Annotated in this window: 25 protein-coding genes and 1 pseudogene; 10 read left to right on the top strand and 16 right to left on the bottom strand. The window is 55.0% G+C overall.

Annotated elements, in window-relative coordinates; translation table 11 throughout:
* Nucleotides 1-104: 104 nt before the first annotated feature.
* Nucleotides 105-935 carry an N-acetylmuramoyl-L-alanine amidase gene (locus tag BFV67_RS06860; protein WP_069598047.1) on the bottom strand — a complete coding sequence of 277 codons (831 nt, stop codon included), beginning with the start codon at nt 933-935 and terminating at the stop codon, nt 105-107.
* A complete protein-coding gene (locus BFV67_RS06855) occupies nt 932-1255 on the bottom strand; it encodes a heavy metal-binding domain-containing protein (protein WP_008500028.1) in 324 nt (107 codons plus the stop codon). The genes BFV67_RS06860 and BFV67_RS06855 overlap by 4 nt, the downstream gene beginning before the upstream one ends.
* A gap of 97 nt (nt 1256-1352) precedes the next feature.
* Between BFV67_RS06855 and BFV67_RS06850 the strand changes: the two genes are divergently transcribed.
* The 6 genes from BFV67_RS06850 to artJ all read left to right on the top strand — a co-directional run bounded on the left by BFV67_RS06850 (nt 1353) and on the right by artJ (nt 5873).
* Nucleotides 1353-1871, top strand: coding sequence for a lipoprotein (locus BFV67_RS06850; protein WP_069598046.1), 519 nt, complete (start codon nt 1353-1355; stop codon nt 1869-1871).
* A 226-nt stretch (nt 1872-2097) separates the two neighbouring features.
* Entirely contained in the window at nt 2098-2826 is a 729-nt protein-coding gene (gene artP, locus BFV67_RS06845; protein ID WP_069598045.1) for an arginine ABC transporter ATP-binding protein ArtP, read from the top strand.
* A 19-nt stretch (nt 2827-2845) separates the two neighbouring features.
* Nucleotides 2846-3577, top strand: a complete 732-nt coding sequence (gene artI / locus BFV67_RS06840; RefSeq protein WP_008500032.1) for an arginine ABC transporter substrate-binding protein ArtI — start codon at nt 2846-2848, stop codon at nt 3575-3577.
* A 6-nt stretch (nt 3578-3583) separates the two neighbouring features.
* Nucleotides 3584-4300 (top strand): arginine ABC transporter permease ArtQ, encoded by a 717-nt coding sequence (gene artQ, locus BFV67_RS06835; RefSeq protein WP_008500033.1) that lies wholly within the window; start codon nt 3584-3586, stop codon nt 4298-4300.
* Complete coding sequence (gene artM / locus BFV67_RS06830) at nt 4300-4968, top strand: arginine ABC transporter permease ArtM (RefSeq protein WP_008500034.1); 669 nt, start codon at nt 4300-4302, stop codon at nt 4966-4968. The genes artQ and artM overlap by 1 nt, the downstream gene beginning before the upstream one ends.
* Before the next feature lie 173 nt (nt 4969-5141).
* The gene (gene artJ / locus BFV67_RS06825; protein ID WP_021240923.1) at nt 5142-5873 is read left to right on the top strand and encodes an arginine ABC transporter substrate-binding protein ArtJ; all 732 of its coding nucleotides are present in this window, start codon (nt 5142-5144) and stop codon (nt 5871-5873) included.
* Nucleotides 5874-5959: 86 nt separating this feature from the next.
* Here the strand turns inward: artJ and BFV67_RS06820 are convergent, their stop codons facing one another.
* From BFV67_RS06820 to nfsA, 11 genes are all read right to left on the bottom strand, one after another.
* Nucleotides 5960-7429, bottom strand: a complete 1470-nt coding sequence (locus BFV67_RS06820; protein ID WP_069598044.1) for a sensor histidine kinase — start codon at nt 7427-7429, stop codon at nt 5960-5962.
* Nucleotides 7413-8120, bottom strand: coding sequence for a response regulator transcription factor (locus tag BFV67_RS06815; RefSeq protein WP_021240925.1), 708 nt, complete (start codon nt 8118-8120; stop codon nt 7413-7415). Before BFV67_RS06815 ends, BFV67_RS06820 begins: the two co-directional genes overlap by 17 nt.
* A gap of 105 nt (nt 8121-8225) precedes the next feature.
* The gene (rlmC, locus tag BFV67_RS06805; protein ID WP_069598043.1) at nt 8226-9365 is read right to left on the bottom strand and encodes a 23S rRNA (uracil(747)-C(5))-methyltransferase RlmC; all 1140 of its coding nucleotides are present in this window, start codon (nt 9363-9365) and stop codon (nt 8226-8228) included.
* Nucleotides 9366-9405: 40 nt separating this feature from the next.
* Complete coding sequence (locus tag BFV67_RS06800; protein WP_047073438.1) at nt 9406-9879, bottom strand: YbjO family protein; 474 nt, start codon at nt 9877-9879, stop codon at nt 9406-9408.
* Nucleotides 9880-9944: 65 nt separating this feature from the next.
* Nucleotides 9945-10790, bottom strand: a complete 846-nt coding sequence (gene potI, locus BFV67_RS06795) for a putrescine ABC transporter permease PotI (protein ID WP_008503447.1) — start codon at nt 10788-10790, stop codon at nt 9945-9947.
* Nucleotides 10787-11740, bottom strand: coding sequence for a putrescine ABC transporter permease PotH (potH, locus tag BFV67_RS06790; RefSeq protein ID WP_021240928.1), 954 nt, complete (start codon nt 11738-11740; stop codon nt 10787-10789). Before potH ends, potI begins: the two co-directional genes overlap by 4 nt.
* Nucleotides 11741-11750: 10 nt before the next feature.
* Nucleotides 11751-12884, bottom strand: coding sequence for a putrescine ABC transporter ATP-binding subunit PotG (potG, locus tag BFV67_RS06785; protein WP_021240929.1), 1134 nt, complete (start codon nt 12882-12884; stop codon nt 11751-11753).
* A 143-nt stretch (nt 12885-13027) separates the two neighbouring features.
* Nucleotides 13028-14140, bottom strand: a complete 1113-nt coding sequence (gene potF / locus BFV67_RS06780) for a spermidine/putrescine ABC transporter substrate-binding protein PotF (RefSeq protein ID WP_008503444.1) — start codon at nt 14138-14140, stop codon at nt 13028-13030.
* 351 nt (nt 14141-14491) lie between these two features.
* Nucleotides 14492-14968, bottom strand: a complete 477-nt coding sequence (locus tag BFV67_RS06775) for a YbjN domain-containing protein (RefSeq protein ID WP_003858385.1) — start codon at nt 14966-14968, stop codon at nt 14492-14494.
* A 63-nt stretch (nt 14969-15031) separates the two neighbouring features.
* Nucleotides 15032-15934 carry a 30S ribosomal protein S6--L-glutamate ligase gene (gene rimK / locus BFV67_RS06770; protein WP_021240931.1) on the bottom strand — a complete coding sequence of 301 codons (903 nt, stop codon included), beginning with the start codon at nt 15932-15934 and terminating at the stop codon, nt 15032-15034.
* Nucleotides 15935-16003: 69 nt separating this feature from the next.
* A complete protein-coding gene (gene nfsA, locus BFV67_RS06765; protein ID WP_008503442.1) occupies nt 16004-16726 on the bottom strand; it encodes a nitroreductase NfsA in 723 nt (240 codons plus the stop codon).
* 185 nt (nt 16727-16911) lie between these two features.
* Between nfsA and BFV67_RS06760 the strand changes: the two genes are divergently transcribed.
* Nucleotides 16912-17181: a GrxA family glutaredoxin gene (locus tag BFV67_RS06760; protein WP_006809455.1), complete on the top strand. Its 270-nt coding sequence runs from the start codon at nt 16912-16914 to the stop codon at nt 17179-17181.
* A gap of 35 nt (nt 17182-17216) precedes the next feature.
* On the opposite strand, the gene BFV67_RS06755 is transcribed toward BFV67_RS06760, so the two are convergent.
* Nucleotides 17217-17591 (bottom strand): inner membrane protein YbjM, encoded by a 375-nt coding sequence (locus tag BFV67_RS06755; RefSeq protein WP_025912901.1) that lies wholly within the window; start codon nt 17589-17591, stop codon nt 17217-17219.
* Nucleotides 17592-17864: 273 nt separating this feature from the next.
* On the opposite strand from BFV67_RS06755, the gene BFV67_RS06750 reads away from it, so the two are divergent.
* On the top strand, nt 17865-19550 hold the full coding sequence (locus tag BFV67_RS06750) for an aspartate:alanine antiporter (RefSeq protein ID WP_008503440.1): 1686 nt from the start codon (nt 17865-17867) through the stop codon (nt 19548-19550).
* 331 nt (nt 19551-19881) lie between these two features.
* Nucleotides 19882-20481, top strand: a complete 600-nt coding sequence (locus BFV67_RS24590; RefSeq protein WP_071965077.1) for a GIY-YIG nuclease family protein — start codon at nt 19882-19884, stop codon at nt 20479-20481.
* 113 nt (nt 20482-20594) lie between these two features.
* On the opposite strand, the pseudogene BFV67_RS24585 reads toward BFV67_RS24590, so the two are convergent.
* Nucleotides 20595-21109 (bottom strand): annotated as a pseudogene (locus BFV67_RS24585) (phage baseplate assembly protein V).
* A gap of 179 nt (nt 21110-21288) precedes the next feature.
* On the opposite strand from BFV67_RS24585, the gene BFV67_RS06735 reads away from it, so the two are divergent.
* Nucleotides 21289-23085, top strand: a complete 1797-nt coding sequence (locus BFV67_RS06735) for an AAA family ATPase (RefSeq protein ID WP_069598041.1) — start codon at nt 21289-21291, stop codon at nt 23083-23085.
* Here the strand turns inward: BFV67_RS06735 and BFV67_RS23225 are convergent.
* Nucleotides 23075-23359: a phage virion morphogenesis family protein gene (locus BFV67_RS23225; RefSeq protein WP_071965075.1), complete on the bottom strand. Its 285-nt coding sequence runs from the start codon at nt 23357-23359 to the stop codon at nt 23075-23077. The genes BFV67_RS06735 and BFV67_RS23225 overlap by 11 nt on opposite strands.
* Between the last annotated feature and the right edge of the window lie 67 nt (nt 23360-23426).

Below are 23426 nucleotides of genomic sequence, written 5' to 3'. Positions count from 1 at the left end.
AGGGTACTTTTAAGTCAATTAACTAAAAATGAATTGAGAATGTACTTAAGATTAATCTCAAAAAAACTAAGGTAATACGGCCTGGTCAGGGGCAGCCCTGAGGACTACCCTTGCCCGTACTTCTCTAAAAGCGCCTCGGCGATGGCCAGGGTTTCTACGTCAGCCACGCCGTTCCACAGCGCGGGGCGGAAGTGCATCTGAAACGCGCTGATCACCCTCTTCTGCTGCTGTTCCGTGGCGTTGTCCGGCACCTCGTAGCCATAGCGTTTCAGCACATCAAGCAGCGCACCGCGCTCGACCTCCTGATAGCGCGGCCGCCCGTTAAGATAGAACGCCACGCGCGCGGGATCGGGCCAGGCTCCTATCCCCTGCTGCGCCAGCTGCTGCCACGGAAACAGCGGGCCGGGATCGTCTTTACGCTGCGGGGCAATGTCGGCATGGGCAACCACGTTCTGCGGCTGAATGTCATAGCGGGCAATAATGTCCCTGGCAAGCGGGATCAGCGCTGCAATCTGCGCAGGCGCAAACGGGGTAAAGGTTTTCACGCCGTCACGCGTTTGCCAGCCGCGGTTCTCGAGCTCAATCCCCACGGACGTATCATTAATCCGGTTGGTGCCGCGCCAGAAGCTAATGCCCGCATGCCAGGCCAGCTCGCTCTCGGGAACCAGCTGCCAGATGCGCGGCTTGCCGTCCGGCACCGGGGGGTTGGCAGGGATCAAATAGTGAGAGCTAACGTTTTTATCCGTCAGCGTGGCCAGCGAGCTGTCAAAATCATCCGCGGTGTAGTGGATCACCAGCACCTTGATGCGCGGGTAAGCCGCCTGCGCCTGATGACGCGTATCCAGCTCGTAGGCACCTTTATCGATAATCCCCTTTTCCGTAACGCATCCTGCCAGCAGCAGCGCCAGCAGGAGCGTGGCAAACGCACGCCTCATCGCAGGGTTTTCACCGCCGTACCGCTTACGCTCACCATCAGCATGCTGCCGTCTTTCCCGACCGTTTCGTAGTCAATATCGATTCCCACGACCGCATCCGCGCCGAGGGCTTCCGCCTGCTCGCCGAGCTCTTTAAAGGCGATTTCGCGTGCTTTGCGCAGCTCTTTTTCGTATGCGCCAGAGCGGCCACCCACGATATCGCGGATACCGGCAAAAAAGTCACGGAAGATATTGGCGCCGAGAATCGCTTCGCCGGTGACCACGCCGCAGTACTCGGTTATTGTCTGTCCTTCCAGGGTTGGCGTTGTTGAAAACTGCATGGTTTCTCTCCTTCTTTAGCGTTCAATGCCTTAGGCACAGCATTATCGGTTCGTTACGCTATGATTGAAAGGATAGTTAATAAATAAGGAAATCAACATGCGCTATTCAGCTTTAACACTTTTAGTGCCCTGCGCGCTGGTGCTCAGCGCCTGTACCACCACGGTCACGCCAGCCTTTAAGGATATCGGTACCCGCAGCGGCCCCTGCATTGAGGGCGGCCCGAACACCGTGGCGCAGCAGTTCTATGATTACCGGATTCAGCACCGCAGCAACGACCTCACCGGCCTGCGCCCGTATCTGAGCGATGGTCTGGCAAAACTGCTTAACGATGCCACCCGCGATCCGCAGCACAACGCGCTGCTGAAATCCGACCCGTTCTCCAGCCGCACCACGCTGCCGGACAGCGCCGAAGTGGCCAGCGCGTCAACCATCCCGAACACGGATGCCCGTAATATTCCGCTGCGCGTGAAGCTGACGCAGGGCAGCCAAACCTGGCAGGACGAAGTGCTGATGATCCGTGAAGGCCAGTGCTGGGCGGTGGACGACGTACGCTACGTGGGCGGCAGCGTGCATGCCCCGGCCGGCACGCTGCGCCAGTCGATTGAGAACCGCTGATTCATCAGTGATAAAAATGTTACCCCCGTAAAATGTCCGGCATTTCTCGCGGAATGCCGACATTTATACTCACCGCCTTTGCCCTTCGCTATTTTGTGCTATGTTTAAGAGGAAATACGGGTTATATTTAACTTTTAACGCAGAAATATTGCATAACTATTCTGTCAACGGTACTATCTGCGGCCTCAATTGCTATAGATTGCCTGGATGAGTAAAGACTGCCCCGATGAGTATTAAACTAAACGGCATTAACTGCTTCTACGGCGCACACCAGGCGCTGTTTGACATCACGCTGAACTGCCCGGAAGGCGAAACGCTGGTTTTGCTTGGCCCAAGCGGTGCAGGCAAAAGTTCCCTTCTGCGCGTCCTTAATCTGCTTGAAATGCCTCGTTCAGGTACGCTGGCAATTGCCGGTAACCAATTTGATTTCGCAAAGACGCCGTCTGATAAAGCGATACGCGAGCTGCGTCAAAACGTCGGCATGGTCTTCCAGCAATACAATCTCTGGCCGCACCTGACGGTGCTGCAAAACCTGATTGAAGCCCCGTGCCGCGTGCTGGGCTTAAGCAAAGATCAGGCCATCGCGCGTGCCGAAAAGCTGCTGGAGCGTCTGCGCCTTAAGCCCTACAGTGACCGCTACCCGCTGCACCTGTCCGGTGGTCAGCAGCAGCGCGTGGCCATTGCCCGTGCGCTGATGATGGAGCCTGCGGTACTGCTGTTTGATGAACCCACCGCCGCGCTGGACCCGGAAATCACCGCTCAGATCGTCAGCATTATTCGCGAGCTGGCGGAAACCAACATTACGCAGGTTATCGTTACCCACGAAGTGGAAGTGGCGCGTAAAACCGCCAGCCGTGTGGTGTACATGGAAAACGGGTATATCGTTGAGCAAGGTGATGCGAGCTGCTTCGCTAACCCGCAAACCGATGCCTTCAAAAACTATTTATCTCATTGATTGTGTCAGGGGAAATATAATGAAAAAAGTATTACTTGCCGTGCTGCTTGCTGGCGTTACCCTTTCCGCTACCGCAGCTCAGACCATTCGTTTCGCCACGGAAGCCTCTTACCCTCCGTTTGAATCCATTGATGCAAACAACAAAATTGTTGGCTTTGACGTGGACCTGGCTAACGCCCTGTGTAAAGAGATCGATGCGACCTGCACCTTCAGCAACCAGGCGTTCGACAGCCTGATCCCAAGCCTGAAGTTCCGCCGTATTGACGCCGTGATGGCCGGTATGGACATCACCCCGGAGCGTGAAAAGCAGGTGCTGTTCACCACCCCTTACTATGACAACTCTGCCCTGTTCATTGGTCAGAAAGGCAAATTCACCTCTGTCGATCAGCTGAAAGGCAAAAAAGTGGGCGTGCAGAACGGTACCACGCACCAGAAATTCATCATGGATAAGCATCCGGAAATCACCACCGTTCCGTATGACAGCTACCAGAACGCGAAGCTGGATCTGCAGAATGGCCGTATCGACGGCGTATTTGGTGATACCGCTGTCGTGACCGAGTGGCTGAAAGCCAACGACAAGCTGGCGCCAGTGGGCGACAAAGTGACCGATAAGGACTACTTCGGTACCGGTCTGGGGATTGCCGTTCGTCAGGGCAACACTGAGCTGCAGCAGAAATTCAACGCTGCGCTGGAAAAAGTGAAGAAAGACGGCACCTACGAAACCATCTATAAAAAATGGTTCCAGAAGTAATTCCTGATGAATGAAATTTTTCCTTTAGCAAGCGCCGCCGGGATGACCGTCGGCCTTGCCGTTTGCGCACTGATTATCGGCCTGGTGCTGGCGATGTTCTTTGCGGTGTGGGAATCCGCGAAATGGTTCCCCGTCGCCTGGACAGGCTCCGCGCTGGTCACCGTGCTGCGTGGGCTACCGGAAATTCTGGTGGTCCTGTTTATCTATTTCGGTTCCTCGCAGCTGCTGCTCACGCTCTCGGACGGCTTCACGATTAATCTCGGCTTTGCGCAGATCCCGGTGCAGATGCAGATCGACAACTTCGACGTCAGCCCGTTCCTGTGCGGCGTCATTGCGCTCTCCCTGCTCTACTCCGCGTACGCGTCGCAAACCCTGCGCGGTGCGCTGAAGGCCGTGCCGCAGGGACAGTGGGAGTCGGGTCAGGCGTTAGGGTTGTCAAAATCCGCCATCTTCTTCCGTCTGGTGATGCCGCAGATGTGGCGTCATGCCCTGCCGGGCCTCGGCAACCAGTGGCTGGTGCTGCTGAAAGATACCGCGCTGGTGAGCCTGATAAGCGTTAACGATCTGATGCTGCAAACCAAAAGCATCGCCACCCGTACCCAGGAGCCGTTTACCTGGTACATTGTGGCGGCGGCAATCTACCTGGTGATCACGTTGCTCAGTCAGTACATCCTCAAGCGTATTGACCTGCGAGCGACGCGCTTTGAACGGAGACCAGGCTGATGCTTGAATACTTTCCCGAGTTGATGAAAGGGCTGCACACCAGCCTGACGCTGACCGTGGCGTCCATTATCGTGGCGCTGATCCTGGCGCTCATCTTCACCATCATCCTGACGCTGAAAACGCCGGTGCTGGTGTGGATTGTGCGCGGGTACATCACCCTGTTTACCGGTACGCCGCTGCTGGTGCAGATCTTCCTGATTTACTACGGCCCGGGCCAGTTCCCGTCGCTGCAGGAATATCCGGTTATCTGGCATCTGCTCTCTGAGCCATGGCTGTGTGCCCTGATTGCCCTTTCGCTGAACAGCGCGGCCTATACCACCCAGCTGTTCTTTGGTGCGATCCGCGCCATTCCGGAAGGCCAGTGGCAGTCCTGCGGGGCGCTGGGCATGAGCAAGAAGGACACGCTGGCGATCCTGCTGCCGTACGCCTTTAAGCGCGCGCTCTCCTCCTACTCCAACGAAGTGGTGCTGGTGTTCAAGAGTACCTCTCTGGCCTATACCATCACCCTGATGGAAGTGATGGGACACGGACAGCTGCTGTACGGGCGCACCTATGACGTGATGGTGTTCGGCGCGGCGGGCGTGGTCTATCTGGTGGTGAACGGTCTGCTGACGCTGATGATGCGCCTTATTGAGCGTAAAGCGCTGGCGTTTGAGCGCAGGAATTAACCACGCAAGTGCATAAAACGGTATTCATGGAGCGGGTAACCTGATGGGTTATCCGCTTTTTTTCGCGCTCAACACAATACTTAATCATTTTTATTGCATATAAATTCATTAACTGGCATTGTACATCCAGGCCGCAGACACGGCGCATCAATAAGACAGACGGGAGCATTACAATGAAAAAGTTAGTTCTGGCCGCATTACTCGCCACCTTCGCCGCTGGCGCATCCGCTGCGGATAAAATCAATTTCGGCGTGTCCGCCACCTATCCGCCGTTTGAGTCGCTGGATGCCAGCAACCAGATCGTGGGTTTTGATATCGATCTGGCGAAAGCGCTGTGCAAACAGATGCAGGCAGACTGCACCTTTACCAACCATGCCTTCGACAGCCTGATCCCGTCGCTGAAGTTCAAAAAATACGACGCGGTGATCTCCGGGATGGACATCACGCCTGAGCGCAGCAAGCAGGTTGCGTTCACCGACCCGTACTACGCCAACTCGGCGGTGGTGATTGCGAAGAAAGGCGCTTATACCTCTTTCGATCAGCTGAAAGGCAAACGCATCGGGATGGAAAACGGCACCACCCATCAGAAGTACCTGCAGGACAAACATCCGGAAGTGAAGACCGTGGCCTATGACAGCTACCAGAACGCGATTATTGACCTGAAAAATGGCCGTATCGACGGCGTCTTCGGCGATACCGCCGTGGTGAACGAATGGCTGAAAACCAACCCGCAGCTGGGCACCGCAACGGAAAAAGTGACCGATCCGCAGTACTTCGGCACGGGCCTCGGCATCGCGGTACGTCCGGATAATAAAGCCCTGCTGGAAAAACTGAACGGCGCGCTTAAGGCGATTAAAGCGGACGGAACGTACCAGAAAATCAGCGAGCAGTGGTTCCCGCAGTAATGTCTTTTGCCGGGTGGCGGCTTCGCCTTACCCGGCCTACGGGGGGAGTTGTAGGCCGGGTAAGCGCAGCGCCACCCGGCACTCTCTCACAGCGGCACAAAGAACCTGAACCGCGCCCCGCTCGCCGACTCCATCAGCCTGATCCCGCCGCCGTGCAGCTCCAGCATCCGTTTCACGATTAACAGCCCCAACCCGCCGCGATTCTCTCTCGACGCCTGGGTGTTGAGCGCCGACGGCCGCTGGAACAGATCGTCGCGCAGCGAGGCATCCACGCCCGTTCCGCTGTCGGACACTTCGACCTGCAGCTGTTCATTTTCCTGCCACACCGCCAGACGAATTTCTCCGCCGCCAGGCGTATGGCGCATCGCGTTATCCAGCAGGTTGGTCACCACGCGTTCAATCATCGACACATCGGCGTTTACCATCGGCAGCGGCCCCGGCACGTCAATATGCAGATTGACCTCTCGCGTGCGGGCCGTGAGCTCAAACTTCTGCGCCACGTCGGAAATCAGCTCCGCCATTGCGAACCGCTCGCGCTGGGGTTTAATACCGCCGTGTTCAAGGCGCGCCAGCTCAAACAGCTGCTGCGAAAGATGCCGGACCTTTTGTCCCTGACGCAGGGCGGTGGCGAGATACTGCTGGTGCTCCTGCGGCGTCAGGGTGGCGGATTTGAGCGACAGGGTTTCGAGATAGCCCAGCAGCGAGGTGAGCGGCGTGCGGAGATCGTGCGAAATATTGGCGATAAACTCACGACGCTGACGATCGCTGTCGGCCAGCCGATCCCACTGTTGGGTGATTTTGCGCGCCAGCTCGATAAAGCTGTTGCGCAGGATCGCCACTTCATCTTTTGCCGCCGCGTCCGGCGTCTGTCCCGCCAGCAGCCTGATGGCGCTTAAGCTGTCCTGCTCCAGCCCGGCGACCTCCACCGTCAGCTGTTTGACCGGGCGCGTGACCCAGTACCAGACCAGCAGCCCTGCCAGCAGCCCAAACAGCGCGACCCACAGCAGCGACCACAGGACGGTACTCCACAGCGCCTTGTGCCAGGCCATTTCCGCCAGGGCGTTTGACTCCTCGCCCTGCAAAATAATGTACAGATAGCCTTTTAGCTCGCCGTCCTGCCGCAGCGGCGTGGCGCTAAAGACTTTTTGATTTTGACTGCGCGGATCGTCGCCCAGTACCGGCATGGCGGTGCCGCTCAGGAAGCTCTGCACCGGCGCCAGATCGATTTTTTGCCGCTGAATATGGCCCGGCGGGGCAGCGTCGGCGAGGATATCGCCGTCCGGGGAGACAACGTACAGCTCAACGCTCGGATTAAAGGTCATCAGCCGGCCAAACAGCGGTTTCAGCGCGCTGCGGTCGACCCTGCCCTGCGCGTCCAGAATCGGTTCGCGCTGGACGATCTGCTGCGCCAGCCCGCCCGATAACCGCTGCACCATCGCATTACCGTACTGCATGCTGCTGTAGAGCTGGACCGCGCAGGCGACGGCGGCGCAGAGCATCATCAGCAGGATGAAGAGCAGCGTCAGGCGCTGGCTCAGGCTAAAGCGACGCATCATGCTGCGGCTCCGCAAATTTGTAGCCCTTGCCCCAGACGGTGCGAATGATCTCCGGCTCGGCGGCGTCCTTCTCTATCTTGATGCGCAGGCGGTTGATATGGGTGTTGACGGTGTGCTCGTAGCCTTCGTGCTGGTAGCCCCAGACCTGCTCCAGCAGCGCCAGGCGGGAGAACACCTCGCCGGGATGACGGGCAAAGAAGTAGAGCAGCTCGAACTCGCGCGGGGTGAGGTCCACCACCTGGCCGTGAAGCAGCACGCTGCGCGCCAGCGGATCGATGGTCAGCCCGTGCGCCTGAATGTGTCCGTCGGTTTGCGCCTGCCCCATCGCCTGCTGGCGACGAAACAGCGCTTTGATCCGCGCAATCAGCTCCTGCACGGAGAACGGTTTTGCCAGATAGTCATCGGCGCCGGTTTCCAGCCCGGTAATGCGGTCGGTTTCGCTGCTGCGGGCGCTGATGATGATCACCGGCAGGTAGCGCGTCATCTGACGGATGCGGCGGCAAATCTCCAGACCGTCAACGTTGGGCAGCATCAGGTCGAGGATCACCGCATCCCACGTCTGGGCGTCAAGACGCTGTAAGGCGTTGCCCCCGTCGGGCTCGTGGGTGATGGCGTAGCCTTCGTCTTCTAAATTGAGTCGCAGAAGCGCCGCGATATCGTGGTCGTCTTCTACCAGCAGGATCTGCTTCATGGGTAAGCCTATATTCATGTCTTATGACGTAAGCTTACCTGATTTCGCCGGGATGAAGAGTTCACATTTTGTTGAACATTGTGCGGGGGTCATGCCGGGTGGCGGCTACGCCTTGCCCGGCCTACGGGTTAACAACGTCAACACTTCATAATGCGCGGTGTGCGGGAACATATCAAAAAGCTGAACGCGTTCAACGCGATAGCCCGGCAGTTGAGCGATGTCTTTCGCCATGGTCTGCGCGTTGCAGCTGGAATAGATGATGTATTCCGGCGCCATCTGGCTCAGGTAGTCGCACAGCGCATTCCCGATGCCGCGGCGCGGCGGATTAACCAGCACCAGTTCCGGCACGTTGCCCTGGCCGGTGGCGAACTGCGTGGAGTCGAGCGCCTGGAAGCGCAGATTCGTTAACCCCAGCTCAGAGGCAGACTGCTTCGCGCAGGCAATCGCTTCGGCAGAGATCTCAATCCCGGTGAGCTGCATCTCCGGCGTGGCGCAGTGCAGGCCAAACCCGCCCACGCCGCAGAACAGATCCCACATATGATGGATGTTCAACGCACGCACCCAGTCGCGGGCGGTGGCGTACAGGCTGCTTGCCACGGTCGGGTTGGTCTGGAAGAAGCTTTGCGGGCGGATCCACAGCGGCACGCCGTTGAAGCGCTCCGCCAGCGCGTGCTGGTCGGTGAAGAAAATCTCTTTCTCCCCTTCCATGATCGCCATATGCACCGGCTGAATGTTCGCCGTAATGACCTTCAGCTGCGGAAGCTGCGCCTGCAGCCAAGGCAGGGCCGCGCGCAGCTGCTCAAGCTTAGTTTCAGAGCGCAGCACGAAGCGCAGCATCATGCCGCCGTCGATCTGGCTTTCGGTCAGCAGAAGGTATTTCAGCTCGCCGCGCTTGCGGGCCACGCTGTAGGGCGTTAACCCTGCTCGGGCAATAAACGGCTTGAGTGCGGCAAAGACCGGTGCAAAGGAGTCGGGATACAGCGGGCAGCCGGTTAAGTCTTCCGGCGTGCCGTCGCGGTGCAGCATCCCCAGCAGCGGTTTTTCTACGCTGCCGCTGACCACCATTTTGGCTTTGTTGCGAAAACCCTGCTCCGGGCCGCTGACGGGTGCACACCACTCGCCCACCGCGTGTGCTGCCAGCAGCTGTTGCAGGTCGGCCATTTTGGCGGTGAGTTGTTGAGAGACCGGCTGTTCTATCCACTGACAGGAGCGGCAGCGTCCGGCGTCATAGAGTGCGCACTGCATATCAAAACCTTAAGAATCACGAGGGCTGCGATTATACACATTATTGCAGGCGGAAGAACCGCCGACTGGAGGCCGGAACGAAGAGGAGACAGAGCACCAGCATATCCGGCAGCTTTTGCATAAACAGCGCGCGCAGGATCTCGCGTTTGGACTCACCGGCAATACTGAACAGCTCCGGGTAGCCGTAGCCCAGCGAAGCGGCCCAGAGATAGCTCGCCGCGGTAATCTGCGTCAGCAGATAGATCCAGCGCGCCCAGTTTCGCCCTTTAACCAGCGAAAACGCGCAGTAGATCTCAATAAACACAAGCACCAGACTACTCAAAAAGACCAGCGTCAGATTCCACGTCTGCACGCTGCGGTGAATGAATTCACCGATGCCGCGCACGCCCAGGGTATTCAGAATCATCAGCACGTCCAGGCAGCGGATCATAATAATGGCGAGCGCCGCCACCTGAACCAGTGCAGGTACGTTAGGACGCGCGTGCGTAATACGTGATTTTTTTAATAATCCCAATGTTTTACTTCCCTGAAAAACAGTGCCGCGTCATGCGCGGCACATCACTGGAAATTTTAAATCCTTCAGCCGCGTCTTGCACGCTGGATATCGCGCACGCGCTGTTTTTCCGCGCGCGCCATCAGATACCAGGCGATAAATCCGACAATTCCGACCACGCCGAGGATGATAGAGGCCAGGGCGTTGATCTCCGGGTTGACCCCCATGCGCACGCTGGAGAAGACCAGCATCGGCAGCGTCGTCGCCCCCGGGCCGGAGACAAAGCTGGCGATAACCAGATCGTCGAGCGACAGGGTAAACGCCAGCAGCCAGCCAGAGATCACCGCCGGCATAATCATCGGCAGCGTGATGATGAAAAAGACCTTCAGCGGCGTCGCGCCGAGATCCATCGCCGCCTCTTCAATGGAGCGATCCAGCTCGCGCAGGCGCGAGGCGATCACCACCGCGACATAGGCGGTACAGAAGGTAACGTGCGCCAGCCAGATGGTGAGCATCCCGCGATCCGCCGGCCAGCCGATGGCGTGCGCCAGGGCCACGAACAGCAGCAGCAACGCGAGACCGGTGATCACGTCCGGCATAACCAGCGGGGCGGTGATCATAAAGGCGAAGCCGTTCGAACCGCGAAAACGCCCGAAGCGCACCATCACCAGCGCGGCGATCGTGCCCAGCACGGACGCCATGGTCGCCGCCAGCGCCGCAATGGTCAGGCTCAGCCCCACCGCGCTCATCATCGCATCATCGTGGAACAGCTCGCTGTACCAGCGCGTCGACCAGCCTGCCCAGACCGTCACCAGTTTGGAGCTGTTAAACGAGTAGATCACCAGCATCAGCATCGGCGCATACAGGAAGGTAAAGCCGATGACCAGGATCGCAATTCGCCACGGGGAGCGCACTACCGGTAAGTTGTTCATCCGCGATCTCCCATCTGTTTCTGCTGATGCTTGTGGAACCACATGATCGGCACGATCAGCAGCAGCAGCATGACAATCGCCACCGCCGACGCCACCGGCCAGTCGCGGTTATTGAAGAACTCCTGCCACAGCACGCGGCCAATCATGATGCTGTCTGGCCCGCCGAGCAGTTCCGGGATCACAAACTCCCCCACCGCCGGGATAAAGACCAGCATCGACCCGGCGATAATGCCGCCTTTGGTCAGCGGGACAATGACGCTGAAGAAGGTTTTTAACGGACGGGCACCGAGATCGAGCGACGCTTCCACCAGCGAGTAGTCGATACGCGTCAGCGCCGTGTAGATCGGCAGCACCATAAACGGCAGATAGGCGTACACAATTCCAATATAGACCGCGAGGTTGGTGTGCAGGATCGTCAGTGGCTGATCGATAACGCCTAACCACATCAGAAAATTGTTCAGCACGCCGTTGTTTTTCAGGATCCCCATCCACGCGTAAACGCGGATCAGGAACGAGGTCCACGACGGCAGGATCACCAGCAGCAGCAGGATGTTTCGCGTCGACGGCTTGCTGTGCGCCACCGCCCACGCCAGCGGATAGCCCATCACCAGACAGCAGAGCGTCGAGATCGCCGCCACCTGCAGCGATTGCAGATAGGCTTCGAAATAGAGCGGATCGTCGGTGAGCTGCAGGAAGTTACCCAGGTTTAAGGTCAGCGTCAGCTGCCCGTCGGCCCAGTCCAGCAGGTTGGTGTAAGGCGGGATCGCCCGCGCCATTTCCGCCAGGCTTATCTTGAAAACAATCAGGAACGGCAGCAGGAACAGCAGGATCAGCCACACGTATGGCATGGCGATCACCAGTTTGCGGCCGTGCTTCATCTGCATGCGCGTCAGCCAGTGGGCAAAGCCGCCCGGCTTTTCGACGCGGGCTGGAGGTTCAAGTGTACTCATTGGCCGCTCCTTATACCGTCAGCACAACGCAACTGTCTGCATCCCAACACAGGCGCACTTCGTCGCCCCAGGTCGGCTGCCCCTTGCGGTAGCGATGTTCGTTCTGTAACTGCGCGCTGAGCATCTGCCCGCTTTTCAGGCGCACGTGATAGATGGAGAGATCGCCCAGATAGGCAATGTGCACCACTTCGCCCACGGCAAAGTTATAGCCATCAGCAGGCGGATCCTCACAGAGCATGATCTTCTCCGGACGCAGCGCGACGTAAACCGGCACGTTATCCACCACCGAGTTATCCGGATCGACCTTAAGCGGATGCTGCAGCCCCGGCGATTCGATGACCAGACCGTCTTCCTGACGATCTTTCAGCAGCCCCTCGAAGACGTTAACCGAGCCGATGAACTCCGCGCTGTAGCGGGTGGTCGGATGCTCATAAATCTCTTCCGGCTCGCCAATCTGAACGAACTTCCCGCGGTTCATGATGGCGATACGTCCGGCCATGGTCATGGCCTCTTCCTGGTCGTGGGTGACCATCACGCAGGTCACGCCCACGCGCTCGAGGATATCGACTACTTCAAGCTGCATACGGTCGCGCAGCTTTTTATCCAGCGCGCCCATCGGCTCATCAAGCAGCAGCAGTTTCGGGCGTTTTGCCAGGCTGCGGGCCAGGGCCACGCGCTGGCGCTGGCCGCCGGAGAGCTGGTGCGGCTTACGCTTCGCGAACTCCTGCATGTGCACCAGGCTCAGCATCTCGGCCACGCGCGCGGTAATTTCAGCCTTCGGCAGCTTGTCCTGCTTCAGGCCAAAGGCGATGTTCTGCTCCACCGTCATATGCGGGAACAGCGCGTAGGACTGGAACATCATGTTGATCGGGCGCTGATACGGCGGCACGCTGGAGAGGTCCACGCCGTCGAGCACGATCTGCCCGGCGGTGGGCTGTTCAAAACCGGCCAGCATACGCAGCAGGGTCGATTTACCACAGCCAGAGGCCCCCAAAAGGGCAAAAATTTCGCCTTTATAGATCGTCAGGCTGACGTCGTCCACGGCATGCTGGCCATCGAAAGATTTGGTGAGGTTACGAATTTCAAGCAGCGGGGTCAGCGCTTTACGGACTTTCGCCTGCGGGCGGGGGATCGCGTCATTCACGGGGTGTTCTCCGGTAGAGATCAATACTGGTGCAAACGCACCGTCAGGGTGCGCATCGCCGGGCGGCGCGAACGCTTGCCCGGCCTACGGGTTGTAGAGGCCCGGTAAGCGATAGCGCCACCGGGCTGCAATACCCAACGCCGTTATTTACCGCTTTTCACCTTGGTCCAGGCGCGGGTACGCACGCGGTCAATTTTTGGATCCTGGACTTTCAGGGTGAAGAGCTTGGCGAACACATCCGCTGGCGGATAGATAGCCGGGTTATTACGGATTTCTTCGCTCACCAGCGGCACGGAGGCCTTGTTACCGTTCGCGTAGTAAACGTGGTCGCTGATGTGGGCGATAACCTCAGGACGCATCAGGTAGTTGAGGAACTGATACGCTTCGTCTTTGTTCTTCGCATCAGCAGGCATCGCGAAGACGTCGAAGAAGGCCAGCGCCCCCTCTTTCGGAATGAAGTAGGAGACGTTCACGCCGTTTTTCGCCTCTTTCGCGCGGTTTGCCGCCTGCCATACGTCCCCTGCCCAGCCGATCGCGACGCAGATGTCGCCGTTCGCCAGGTCGTTAATGTACTGGGACGAGTGGAAGTAACGAATGTTTGGACGCAGCTTCAGCAGCAGATCGGTCGCCGGGCCGGTGTAATCATCGGCCTTATTGCTGTTCGGATCTTTGCCCAGGTAGTTCAGCACGGTCGCGAAAATCTCTTCCGGCGCATCGAGGAAGGAGACGCCGCAGCTTTTCAGCTTCTCGAGGTTTTCCGGCTTCAGCACCACGTCCCAGCTGTCCAGCTTCACGTCCGGGCCCAGCGCGGCTTTGACTTTATCCACGTTGTAGCCGATACCGGTGGTCGCCCAGAGATACGGCATCGCGTATTTGTTGTCCGGGTCGTGCTTAGCAACCAGCTTCAGCACTTCCGGATCGAGATTTTTCCAGTTCGGTAATTTGCTCTTATCCAGCGGCTGGAAGACGCCTGCCGTCAGCTGGCGCTCCAGGAAGCTTGCGGAAGGCACCACGAGGTCAAACCCGGTGCTGCCCGCCATCAGCTTTCCTTCCAGCACTTCGTTGGAATCGAACACGTCGTAGACGACTTTAATGCCGGTCTCTTTTTCAAAATTTGCCACCGTGTCCGGCGCAATATAGTCAGACCAGTTATAAACGTGCAGCGTTTTTTGTTCCGCAGCGAGCGTGCCGGCAGAGACGGCCATCAGAGCACCCGCAACCAGACCCGATAACCATTTTTTATTCAAGGCGATCATAGTGTTATTCCTTCTGAAAGCTCGTTAACAAACGAACTAAAACTGTGCAATCAGGATATATGCAAAAATCATGCATAGTTTGTCGCTCTGCTCAAAATAAAAAGAAACCTCTTTACCCGGCAGCTTCCGCTCGCTTTTTTAAGCATCGCAAGAATAACTGTAGCCCGTGTCCCCGGCTATAGCCCAGACGAAAAAACGCCTTTTATCAATTTTTTATGCAGGTTAAGTCTACGTGATAAGCCGAAACGGCCTTCAGGGAGGTGAATAATTCTTTAAAGAAAGGTTAAAAGCAGCAGAAAAAATGGCCTTCTGCAGCCGCTATGGCAGCGACTGCGCAAAAGTCAGACAGGCTTAGTGAAGAAAATTGGGAGATGCATCATTATTCTCTGCATCATCTTCCGCGCTATACAGCAGATGGTGTGCATTGGCTTCCATCATAACCATGGAAATTTGCTCTTCGCTCAAGCGCATAAACCAGGCGAACTGCTTGAACGACAGCCCTGCCCCGGAGAATAAAGACTGGCAAACGACCAGTTTTGGCAGATTATCATCCTGTATGTCGAGAAATGCCTTCACCGTCAAAGAACTGGCATTGATTGCCGACAGGTCGGAAGCCAGCGCCAGCAGCGCGGAGGGCTTCACTTCGGCCAGCGCGGAGAAAAGGATCACGTCGTTAATCAGATCGATTTTGGCATCGAAAATGCCGTCGAAATTCTGCATATGAGGCAGATGCAGCGCCTGGCAGGAATCACATTCGAAGAACGTAATTCCGGCATCATCAAGCCATTGACGTAACGTATCCAGTGTAGGTACGACCTGTAAATCCATCGCGATGGGGCCTCTTTAATAAAAACTTCGCATAGGGTACTTAAAAAGCGCGCGGTAATCCATTTAACCACCCGTTTTCAGACAGTAGCCCGGCGTCGCATGACGCTCGATCCATAAGATCATTTTACCCGCAATATCGACCCCTGTGGTTTTTTCCACACCTTCCAGCCCCGGCGAGGCGTTCACCTCCATGACCAGCGGCCCGCGCGTCGCGCGCAGCAGGTCTACACCCGCCACGTCCAGCCCCAGGGTTTGCGCCGCTTTCACGGCAATTTCCCGTTCGCGATCGCTGATATCGGCGATTCTGGCAATGCCGCCGCGGTGAAGGTTAGAGCGGAAATCGCCCTCTTTGGCCTGCCGCTCGATAGCCGCTACGACCTCGTTACCCACCACAAAACAGCGAATATCGCGCCCTTTCGCCTCTTCGATATACTCCTGCACCAGAATGTGGGCATTGAGGCCCCGGAAGGCATCAATCACGCTCTCCGCCGCCTGACGGGTCTCCGCCAGCACCACGCCAATGCCCTGCGTGCCTTCCACCAGCTTGATCACCAAAGGCGCGCCGCCCACCATGTCGATCAGATCGCTGGTGTCGTCCGGGGAATGGGCAATCCCGGTGACGGGAAGATCGATCCCCTGACGGGCAAGAAGCTGCAGCGAGCGCAGCTTGTCGCGGGCGCGGGAAATGGCGACGGATTCGTTGAGCGGGTAGCTGCCCAGCATCTCGAACTGGCGCAGCGCGGCGGTGCCGTAATAGGTAATCTGGGAGCCGATGCGGGGGATCACCGCATCAAAGTGCGGCAGCTTGCGGCCTTTGTAGTGAATCGACGAGGCGGCCGGATCGATGTTCATATAGCAGGACATCGGGTCGAGGATTTCAACCTGATGCCCGCGTTTCGCCGCCGCTTCTCGCAGGCGCTTACATGAATAGAGCGTTCCATCCCGGGACAATATGGCAATTTTCACCCTGCACCTCTCTGAAGACATGGAAAAAGCCTGCGTATCATATACGCAGGCAGGCGCAGGATAAATGGACTATCGCGTCGCCCAGCCCTGTTTGTGCAGGTAATCAAGAATAAACGGGCGATTTTCTTTAATGATGGTGCGGCGAATATGGTCCGTCCAGGTGTCGCGACGGTTATTGCTGCCGCGCGTCATGTAGTAATTCGCCAGCTCTTCATCGTAGTGATTCAGGACATCCTGATCGACCGGCTGGTAGTGGTTTTCATGCACCAGCATCGCCGCAGGAATGCGCGGCTTCAGATCCGGGTTATCCGCCGGCCAGCCAAGGCACAGGCCAAACAGCGGCAGCACGTGTTTTGGCAGCTTCAGCAGGTCGGTCACGCTTTGAATGTTGTTACGCAGCCCGCCGATATAGACGCCGCCTAACCCCAGCGACTCCGCCGCCGTAAAGGCGTTTTGCGCCATCAGCGCGGTATCCACCACGCCCAGCAGCAGCTGTTCGGCCAGCCCCAGCTCGGCCTCAGGGCAGATCTGCAGGTGGCGGTTAAAGTCGGCGCAGAATACCCAGAACTCGGCTGCCTGAGCCACATGCTTCTGCCCGCCGGTCAGCGTCACCAGCTGTTCACGCATCGCCGGGTCGGTAATGCGGATAATGGAGCTGCACTGCAGGAAGCTGGAGCTGGAGGTCGCCCTTGCGCTGTTAATAATCGCTTCGCGCTGCGCATCGGTAATCGGCTCATCGGTGAAGTGGCGAATGGAACGATGGGAAAGGAGCAGGTCTATGGTTGGCGTCATCTTGTCTCTCTTTGTCTTGCTTAAACCGTATGGCAGCCAGTATAGGCAATGATATGCGCGGTGTAATTGGCGAAACATAGCTCTTAGATATTATAACGACAGGCGAAACCTTCTTTAATGACGACAGGTTATGGGGCACTATACGTGTCATTCGCCGTCAGGCTTGTTTTTTTGAGGAGAGAGAAATGTTTGCAGTTATTTTTGGTCGTCCAGGGTGCCCTTACTGTGTGCGCGCGAAAGAGTTGGCTGAGAAACTGACCGAAGAGCGCGATGACTTCAACTTCCGCTATGTGGACATCCACGCGGAAGGCATCACCAAAGCCGATCTGGAAAAAACTGTCGGTAAGCCGGTTGAAACCGTACCGCAGATCTTCCTCGATCAGAAACACATTGGCGGCTGCACCGACTTTGAAGCTTACGCCAAAGAGCACCTGGGCCTGTTTGCTGCCCAGTAATGAAATGAAAGGACGCCCTCACCGAGAGGGCGTTTTTATTTGTGGTGCCGTCGGTTATGAAGCAGACTGCGCACAAATAAGTAGCAGAGCGCGCCAAGGGCGCACCAGAAAACAGCGCTCATCAACCACGCCAGCTCCTGCCAGAAACTCCGCGTAGAGATATACAGCAAGCGCATCATCAGCAAACAGAGCGGCGCGGCCAGCATGGCGCCCAGCAGTGGCTTCACCACCTCCCCTTTACGGGAGAGAAAACTGGCAGCTGCCCCCGGCAGGGTAAAAAAGAGCAACCCGAGCTCCGGATGACCCGACGCCCTGAATGCCCCTTTCACGTTAAAAGCAAGCGACATGCATACGACCGTGAACAGCAAAAAGCAGCTGATCACCCCCGCCCAGTTTCGTTTCATATTCAACCTATCCTCCTGACTTATCTCTATCAAATACACTTTCGTCGGGTAGACGCCCAGTCAGATAAAGCAGTGCGGCAATCCTTGCCAAAGTACGCACAGGGTGATGCGATAATCAGTAGCTGTCAGTAGCTAATGCGATTAAACTACACGCCAGCTAATGTTTTAGGGAATAAAGCAGGAAACAGGGAGCGTTAACGCTTTTCCCTGACCCAAAAAACAGTAGCCCAAAAAGTCCTTTCATTCAACAACTTACTGGTAAACAAGAAGTTAGCCTCCGTGAATATAAACGTCGCAGACTTGTTAAATGGGAATTACATCCTGTTATTATTTGTGGTACTGGCGCTGGGCCTTTGCCTGGGTAAATTGCGCCTGGGTTCGGTTCAACTCGGTAATTCCATTGGCGTTTTAGTCGTCTCCTTATTATTAGGGCAGCAGCACTTCAGCATTAACACGGACGCGCTCAACTTAGGTTTTATGCTGTTTATTTTTTGTGTTGGCGTGGAAGCGGGGCCGAACTTTTTTTCTATTTTCTTCCGCGACGGCAAAAATTATCTGATGCTGGCGCTGGTGATGGTCGGCAGCGCGCTGCTGATCGCGTTAGGGCTGGGTAAACTGTTTGGCTGGGATATCGGGCTAACGGCCGGTATGCTGGCAGGCTCGATGACCTCCACTCCGGTGCTGGTGGGTGCCGGTGATACCCTGCGCCACTCCGGTATGGCCGGGGAACAGCTCTCCACCGCCCTCGACCACCTGAGCCTGGGCTATGCCCTGACCTATCTGATTGGTCTGGTAAGCCTGATCGTTGGCGCACGCTACCTGCCAAAACTACAGCATCAGGATTTGCAGACCAGCGCCCAGCAAATCGCCCGCGAGCGCGGTCTGGATACCGACTCCAAACGTAAAGTTTATCTCCCGGTGATCCGCGCCTACCGCGTCGGGCCGGAGCTGGTGGCGTGGGCTGACGGCAAAAACCTGCGCGAACTGGGGATTTACCGCCAGACGGGCTGCTACATCGAACGTATCCGCCGCAACGGCATTCTGGCGAACCCGGACGGCGACGCGGTGCTGCAGATGGGCGACGACATCGCGCTGGTCGGTTACCCGGACGCCCACGCCCGTCTCGACCCGAGCTTCCGTAACGGCAAAGAGGTGTTCGACCGCGACCTGCTCGACATGCGCATCGTCACCGAAGAGATCGTGGTGAAAAACCATAACGCCGTGGGCCGCCGCCTGGCGCAGCTGAAGCTGACCGACCACGGCTGCTTCCTCAACCGCGTGATCCGCAGCCAGATTGAGATGCCGATCGACGACAACGTGGTGCTCAACAAAGGCGACGTGCTGCAGGTCAGCGGCGACGCCCGCCGCGTGAAAACCGTGGCCGACCGCATCGGCTTTATCTCCATTCACAGCCAGGTCACCGACCTGCTGGCCTTCTGCGCCTTCTTTATCGTTGGCCTGATGATCGGGATGATCACCTTCCAGTTCAGCAACTTTAGCTTCGGCATCGGTAACGCCGCCGGGCTGCTGTTCGCCGGGATCATGCTGGGCTTCCTGCGAGCGAACCACCCGACCTTCGGTTACATTCCGCAGGGCGCGCTGAACATGGTGAAAGAGTTCGGTCTGATGGTCTTTATGGCGGGCGTGGGCTTAAGCGCGGGCAGCGGCATTGGCCACAGCCTGGGTGCCGTTGGCTGGCAGATGTTGGTTTCCGGACTTATCGTCAGCCTGGTGCCGGTGGTGATCTGCTTCCTGTTCGGCGCCTACGTGCTGCGCATGAACCGCGCCCTGCTCTTCGGGGCGATGATGGGGGCGCGTACCTGTGCGCCTGCTATGGAAATCATCAGCGACACCGCGCGCAGCAACATTCCGGCGCTGGGCTATGCGGGCACGTACGCCATTGCCAACGTACTGCTCACGCTGGCGGGTACGCTGATCATCATCATCTGGCCGGGGCTCGGATAACTCCTAAGAATGCGCGTGGCGGAAAATATTTTCGTTACGCGCAGAACTTTTTTATCAGGGGGCAGTCATAACTAGTGCCACTGCTTTTCTTTGATGTCCCCAATTTGTGGAGCCCATCAACCCCGCCGTTTTGGTTCAAGGTTGATGGGTTTTTTGTTGCCTGAAATTCCCTCACTCTCAGAATCAATCGCTTACAGCCACGCTTCTGATGTTGGGCGTCAGCTCCGGAAAAAAACCTATCCCATTACTTTCTCCTTCCAGACTTCAGAAAACTATCGCTCCCTGAAAGCAAAAGAATAAAATCAGAAAAAACGTCAGCAAGGAAAGCCGCATGTTCGATTTTTATCCCGAGAAAACCTATAGCAGAACAGAAGTAATGAGCAAACCATCGCCAGTTCCGCCAGTAAATGGCGTCTACTTCTGGTGGTTTAAGGAGATCCCTCCAGGTGTGCCGACAGAGGGCTGCATCACCTCAGACGGCTACACGCTGCTATACGTTGGTATTTCGCCCGACCAGAGAGGGAAACCTAACAGCCGTTCGAACTTAAGGAAACGAATCAAAACGCATTACAGCGGCAATGCGGCTGGATCAACACTCAGGCGCACGCTGGGTGTGTTATTGAGTGGTTTAAGTGGCTTTCCCCTGCGGCGCGTGGGTTCAGGATCCAGAATGACATTTACTCACCCTGGCGAGCAGTGGCTTGACGCCTGGATGGAAAAGAATGCAAAGGTTCACTGGCATCCTGTCGAAGCGCCCTGGGAACTTGAGGATATGCTGATTGCATCGCTTTCCTTACCACTAAACATTCAGGGAAATGCTCATGGCTTTAAAATGACGCTTTCAAGAATGCGTAGTCAGGCTGCTGCGGAGGCAAGATGGATGGAGATTGCTGATGAGCGGGGTTCCAGAAGAAGAGTAGTGGTACAGTAACAAAAGCTACGCCGGTGCGCCTGGCTCTATAAGCTCAATTTTCCTGCATTTTGTCCAGCGACTGCTTGCCCGCCAAGGCCGGATTTGCCAGCGGCGCTTTTAGTAACAACGCGTTAGTGAATATGGGTATGATCATCTACCCGCTCCCGCTGGAACTCATCGGACCGCCGCTTTGGGTAACAGTGCCGTTAATATTCATCTCGCTGTTGATGCAAGTGGTATCGGCCTCTACGACAAATCCAGCGGTTTTGAATGTGACATTGTATGTCACCTCGAACACCATAGATTTGATGCCCTAACGTGCCAGCGCACGATGGTGGGTTCGTACTCAAACAAGCTGCGGGTAATACGTCACGTTACCGCCTGCGGAATACGCAGACGGCGCAAACTGGCTGAAGGAAATAACAGGCAGTGTGAATGCAGTTTCTAAATTAATTGCCCCATCTTAATAACTACAAGCTGCCCATCCGGCTACGGACGCCACCAGGTATGAGCCCCCCACGCAGTGTAAGGCAGTTAATCTAGTTAGTTTCATTTGAAATTCGCCTACCTTTATCTGGCACAACCAGTTGCCTCGCGCCACTTCGGTCACGGTGCCGGTGCGCATTAGGTTGGGAGTAAAGCGCATGAATTCTGTGGGTTATGCGTTCAGAACAGACAAGGTGTCACAATCTAACGTTTCCGAAAATCACGAGCAATTGTATCAAGCCCCAAACAATCCTCTTTAGGAACAAGCGAATGAGTAGTAAAGTATTTCAGTTCTGACAACGAAGTTCTCAGATTAAGCAAAATAATAGGGATTTCACAATGCATATAAAAAAGGTTGAGCTAAAAAAATTCAAAAAATACAAAGACTCCTCAATAAAATTAAATAATGAGCTGAGTCTTGTAGTGGGAGGCAATAACTCTGGAAAGTCGTCTTTACTTCAAGCGATGGCAACATGGCAGTTTTGCAAAACTTTATTGGAAATTGAAAAAGGAAGATTAAGCTGGACAAGGGGAGCGACAAATCAAGGTCTGGGATTAGGTATAGTTGATTTCACCCCAATGTTCATCCCATCCCTAAGCCATTTATGGACGAATTTAAAATCCCAAAAGCAAACAGAATCAGATGGGTATACTCTTAAAATAAAATTATACTGGGATGATAAATCGGGTAATGAAAAACATTTAGAAATGGGATTATCATTAGCCAACGACAGACTTTTCATCAAAAACACAGCCAGTAACCTATCCATAACTGAAATTCAGAATACTGATGGTTCTCCAAACAATGAAAACATCCCTCAAATTGCTTACCTGCCACCTTTCGCTGGAATTACAGACCGCGAAGTCAGAATGAGCCCAGCAATGCGAAATAGATTAATAGGGCAAGGTTTGTCCGGCGGAGTAATAAGAAACTCTCTATACGACATCCATCTATCGAATCATCTCAAACGCCAAAAACTCAAAGGAACAGGAGACAGAATTTCAACAAAGAACTTAAACGAATTACGATCCCGAGATGCGTGGGAAATTTTACAAAAAACACTATTTGATATTTTTTCACTTAAAATTGAAGTCACACCATTCAATGAACAATATCATAGTTATTTAAAAATAGAATGCGTTTCAGGCGTTGCCAATGGATATCAATTCGCTAAACATAAGAATTTTAATGCTAGAGACATAATGGTTGAAGGAAGTGGCTTTCTTCAATGGTTGAGTGTTTACACCCTAGCGTTATCGGAAGAATTCAATGTGATTTTACTTGATGAACCGGATGCTCACCTACATACGCAACTGCAGAAAAACCTTACAGAACGCTTAGAAGAAATAACCATCAGGAATGGTAAGCAAGTATTATTGGCAACACATTCAACAGAGCTTATTAGAGCATATGAACCGTATAAGATACTTGCTCTTTCAAATGCAAAAGGTAAATACCTAGGCTCTGATGATGATAAAATTGGGTTGCTGAGTGGCATAGGCACAATGTTTAGCCCTAAAGTGCATAAATTAACAGAACAAAAACGATTATTAATAGTTGAAGGTGTTAGCGATGAGAGATTTTTGAAGAAAATTTTCACAAAATTAAATCTTGAATGGCCTAAAAATCTTGTAACTTGGTTTTGGACCGGAAAATCCTCTGAGAGATTTCAGCTTTACAAACAACTCAAAGCCGAGATTCCCGATTTAAAAACCATTAGCATAAGAGACCGAGATGATGACAGCGATGGTTCCGTTGATATCAATCTAAAAGATAAAGGTACTACTTATAACGACCCTAACTTCCAAGCAATGAAGTGGAGGCGAAGACACATCGAAAATTATTTCTTGGATGTTACAGCCATATCCTTAGCTGCAAATAAAAGTGAACAAAGCGTGCATAGTTTCTTTGGTCTTAGACATGCTTTGTTCATGCCGCCATCAATAGTTTCTTCGGATATAGCTCATGCCCTTAGAGATGCACGAGGTAAAGAAATTTTCATTGATGGAAAAAATAGCCTTAAACATGAATTCTCAATTACAAGAGACGATGTCCTTGAGCATATGAGCACGGATAGAATATGCGATGATATAAAAATCTTTTGCCAAAGCTTAATAAGCTTTTCTAATACATAAAGTTTTTTCTTAACAAATGGAGGACGGTATTACGGACAATGATCACAACGGCATTATTAATGCCTAAAGATCTGCGCCCCGCATACAGTGCCTCCAGCCCACCACGGCTTACATGATCATGCAAGCCGTAATGATGCACCCGCGCAATCGACAGCACCTTCCCCTCAAACTGCACACAGTTAGAATTTGCTCTGGATCTAAAACGCGCCAAAAGGTCGGGCAACTTCCACCACAACCTGTGTATGTATTTTCTCAATGGTAAAAAGGATGGCATTCAAAGCATCCCGCAGTCAGAGGTCGCGGAAAAAATGAGTTTCTGAACCTCAAAAATGTCAACCGGG

It is taken from the genome of Enterobacter roggenkampii (assembly GCF_001729805.1).
In the GTDB taxonomy this organism is placed as follows: domain Bacteria; phylum Pseudomonadota; class Gammaproteobacteria; order Enterobacterales; family Enterobacteriaceae; genus Enterobacter; species Enterobacter roggenkampii.
The sequence above is the reverse complement of the archived record's forward strand: the minus strand, read 5'-3'. Positions and strand labels throughout refer to the sequence as shown.

Bases quoted from the DNA above. Each gene is read 5' to 3' on its own strand.
- BFV67_RS06860 (WP_069598047.1), bottom strand. From the start codon at position 935: ATGAGGCGTGCGTTTGCCACGCTCCTGCTGGCGCTGCTGCTGGCAGGA.
- BFV67_RS06855 (WP_008500028.1), bottom strand. From the start codon at position 1,255: ATGCAGTTTTCAACAACGCCAACCCTGGAAGGACAGACAATAACCGAG.
- BFV67_RS06850 (WP_069598046.1), top strand. From the start codon at position 1,353: ATGCGCTATTCAGCTTTAACACTTTTAGTGCCCTGCGCGCTGGTGCTC.
- artP (WP_069598045.1), top strand. From the start codon at position 2,098: ATGAGTATTAAACTAAACGGCATTAACTGCTTCTACGGCGCACACCAG.
- artI (WP_008500032.1), top strand. From the start codon at position 2,846: ATGAAAAAAGTATTACTTGCCGTGCTGCTTGCTGGCGTTACCCTTTCC.
- artQ (WP_008500033.1), top strand. From the start codon at position 3,584: ATGAATGAAATTTTTCCTTTAGCAAGCGCCGCCGGGATGACCGTCGGC.
- artM (WP_008500034.1), top strand. From the start codon at position 4,300: ATGCTTGAATACTTTCCCGAGTTGATGAAAGGGCTGCACACCAGCCTG.
- artJ (WP_021240923.1), top strand. From the start codon at position 5,142: ATGAAAAAGTTAGTTCTGGCCGCATTACTCGCCACCTTCGCCGCTGGC.
- BFV67_RS06820 (WP_069598044.1), bottom strand. From the start codon at position 7,429: ATGATGCGTCGCTTTAGCCTGAGCCAGCGCCTGACGCTGCTCTTCATC.
- BFV67_RS06815 (WP_021240925.1), bottom strand. From the start codon at position 8,120: ATGAAGCAGATCCTGCTGGTAGAAGACGACCACGATATCGCGGCGCTT.
- rlmC (WP_069598043.1), bottom strand. From the start codon at position 9,365: ATGCAGTGCGCACTCTATGACGCCGGACGCTGCCGCTCCTGTCAGTGG.
- potI (WP_008503447.1), bottom strand. From the start codon at position 10,790: ATGAACAACTTACCGGTAGTGCGCTCCCCGTGGCGAATTGCGATCCTG.
- potH (WP_021240928.1), bottom strand. From the start codon at position 11,740: ATGAGTACACTTGAACCTCCAGCCCGCGTCGAAAAGCCGGGCGGCTTT.
- potF (WP_008503444.1), bottom strand. From the start codon at position 14,140: ATGATCGCCTTGAATAAAAAATGGTTATCGGGTCTGGTTGCGGGTGCT.
- BFV67_RS06775 (WP_003858385.1), bottom strand. From the start codon at position 14,968: ATGGATTTACAGGTCGTACCTACACTGGATACGTTACGTCAATGGCTT.
- nfsA (WP_008503442.1), bottom strand. From the start codon at position 16,726: ATGACGCCAACCATAGACCTGCTCCTTTCCCATCGTTCCATTCGCCAC.
- BFV67_RS06760 (WP_006809455.1), top strand. From the start codon at position 16,912: ATGTTTGCAGTTATTTTTGGTCGTCCAGGGTGCCCTTACTGTGTGCGC.
- BFV67_RS24590 (WP_071965077.1), top strand. From the start codon at position 19,882: ATGTTCGATTTTTATCCCGAGAAAACCTATAGCAGAACAGAAGTAATG.
- BFV67_RS06735 (WP_069598041.1), top strand. From the start codon at position 21,289: ATGCATATAAAAAAGGTTGAGCTAAAAAAATTCAAAAAATACAAAGAC.
- BFV67_RS23225 (WP_071965075.1), bottom strand. From the start codon at position 23,359: ATGCCATCCTTTTTACCATTGAGAAAATACATACACAGGTTGTGGTGG.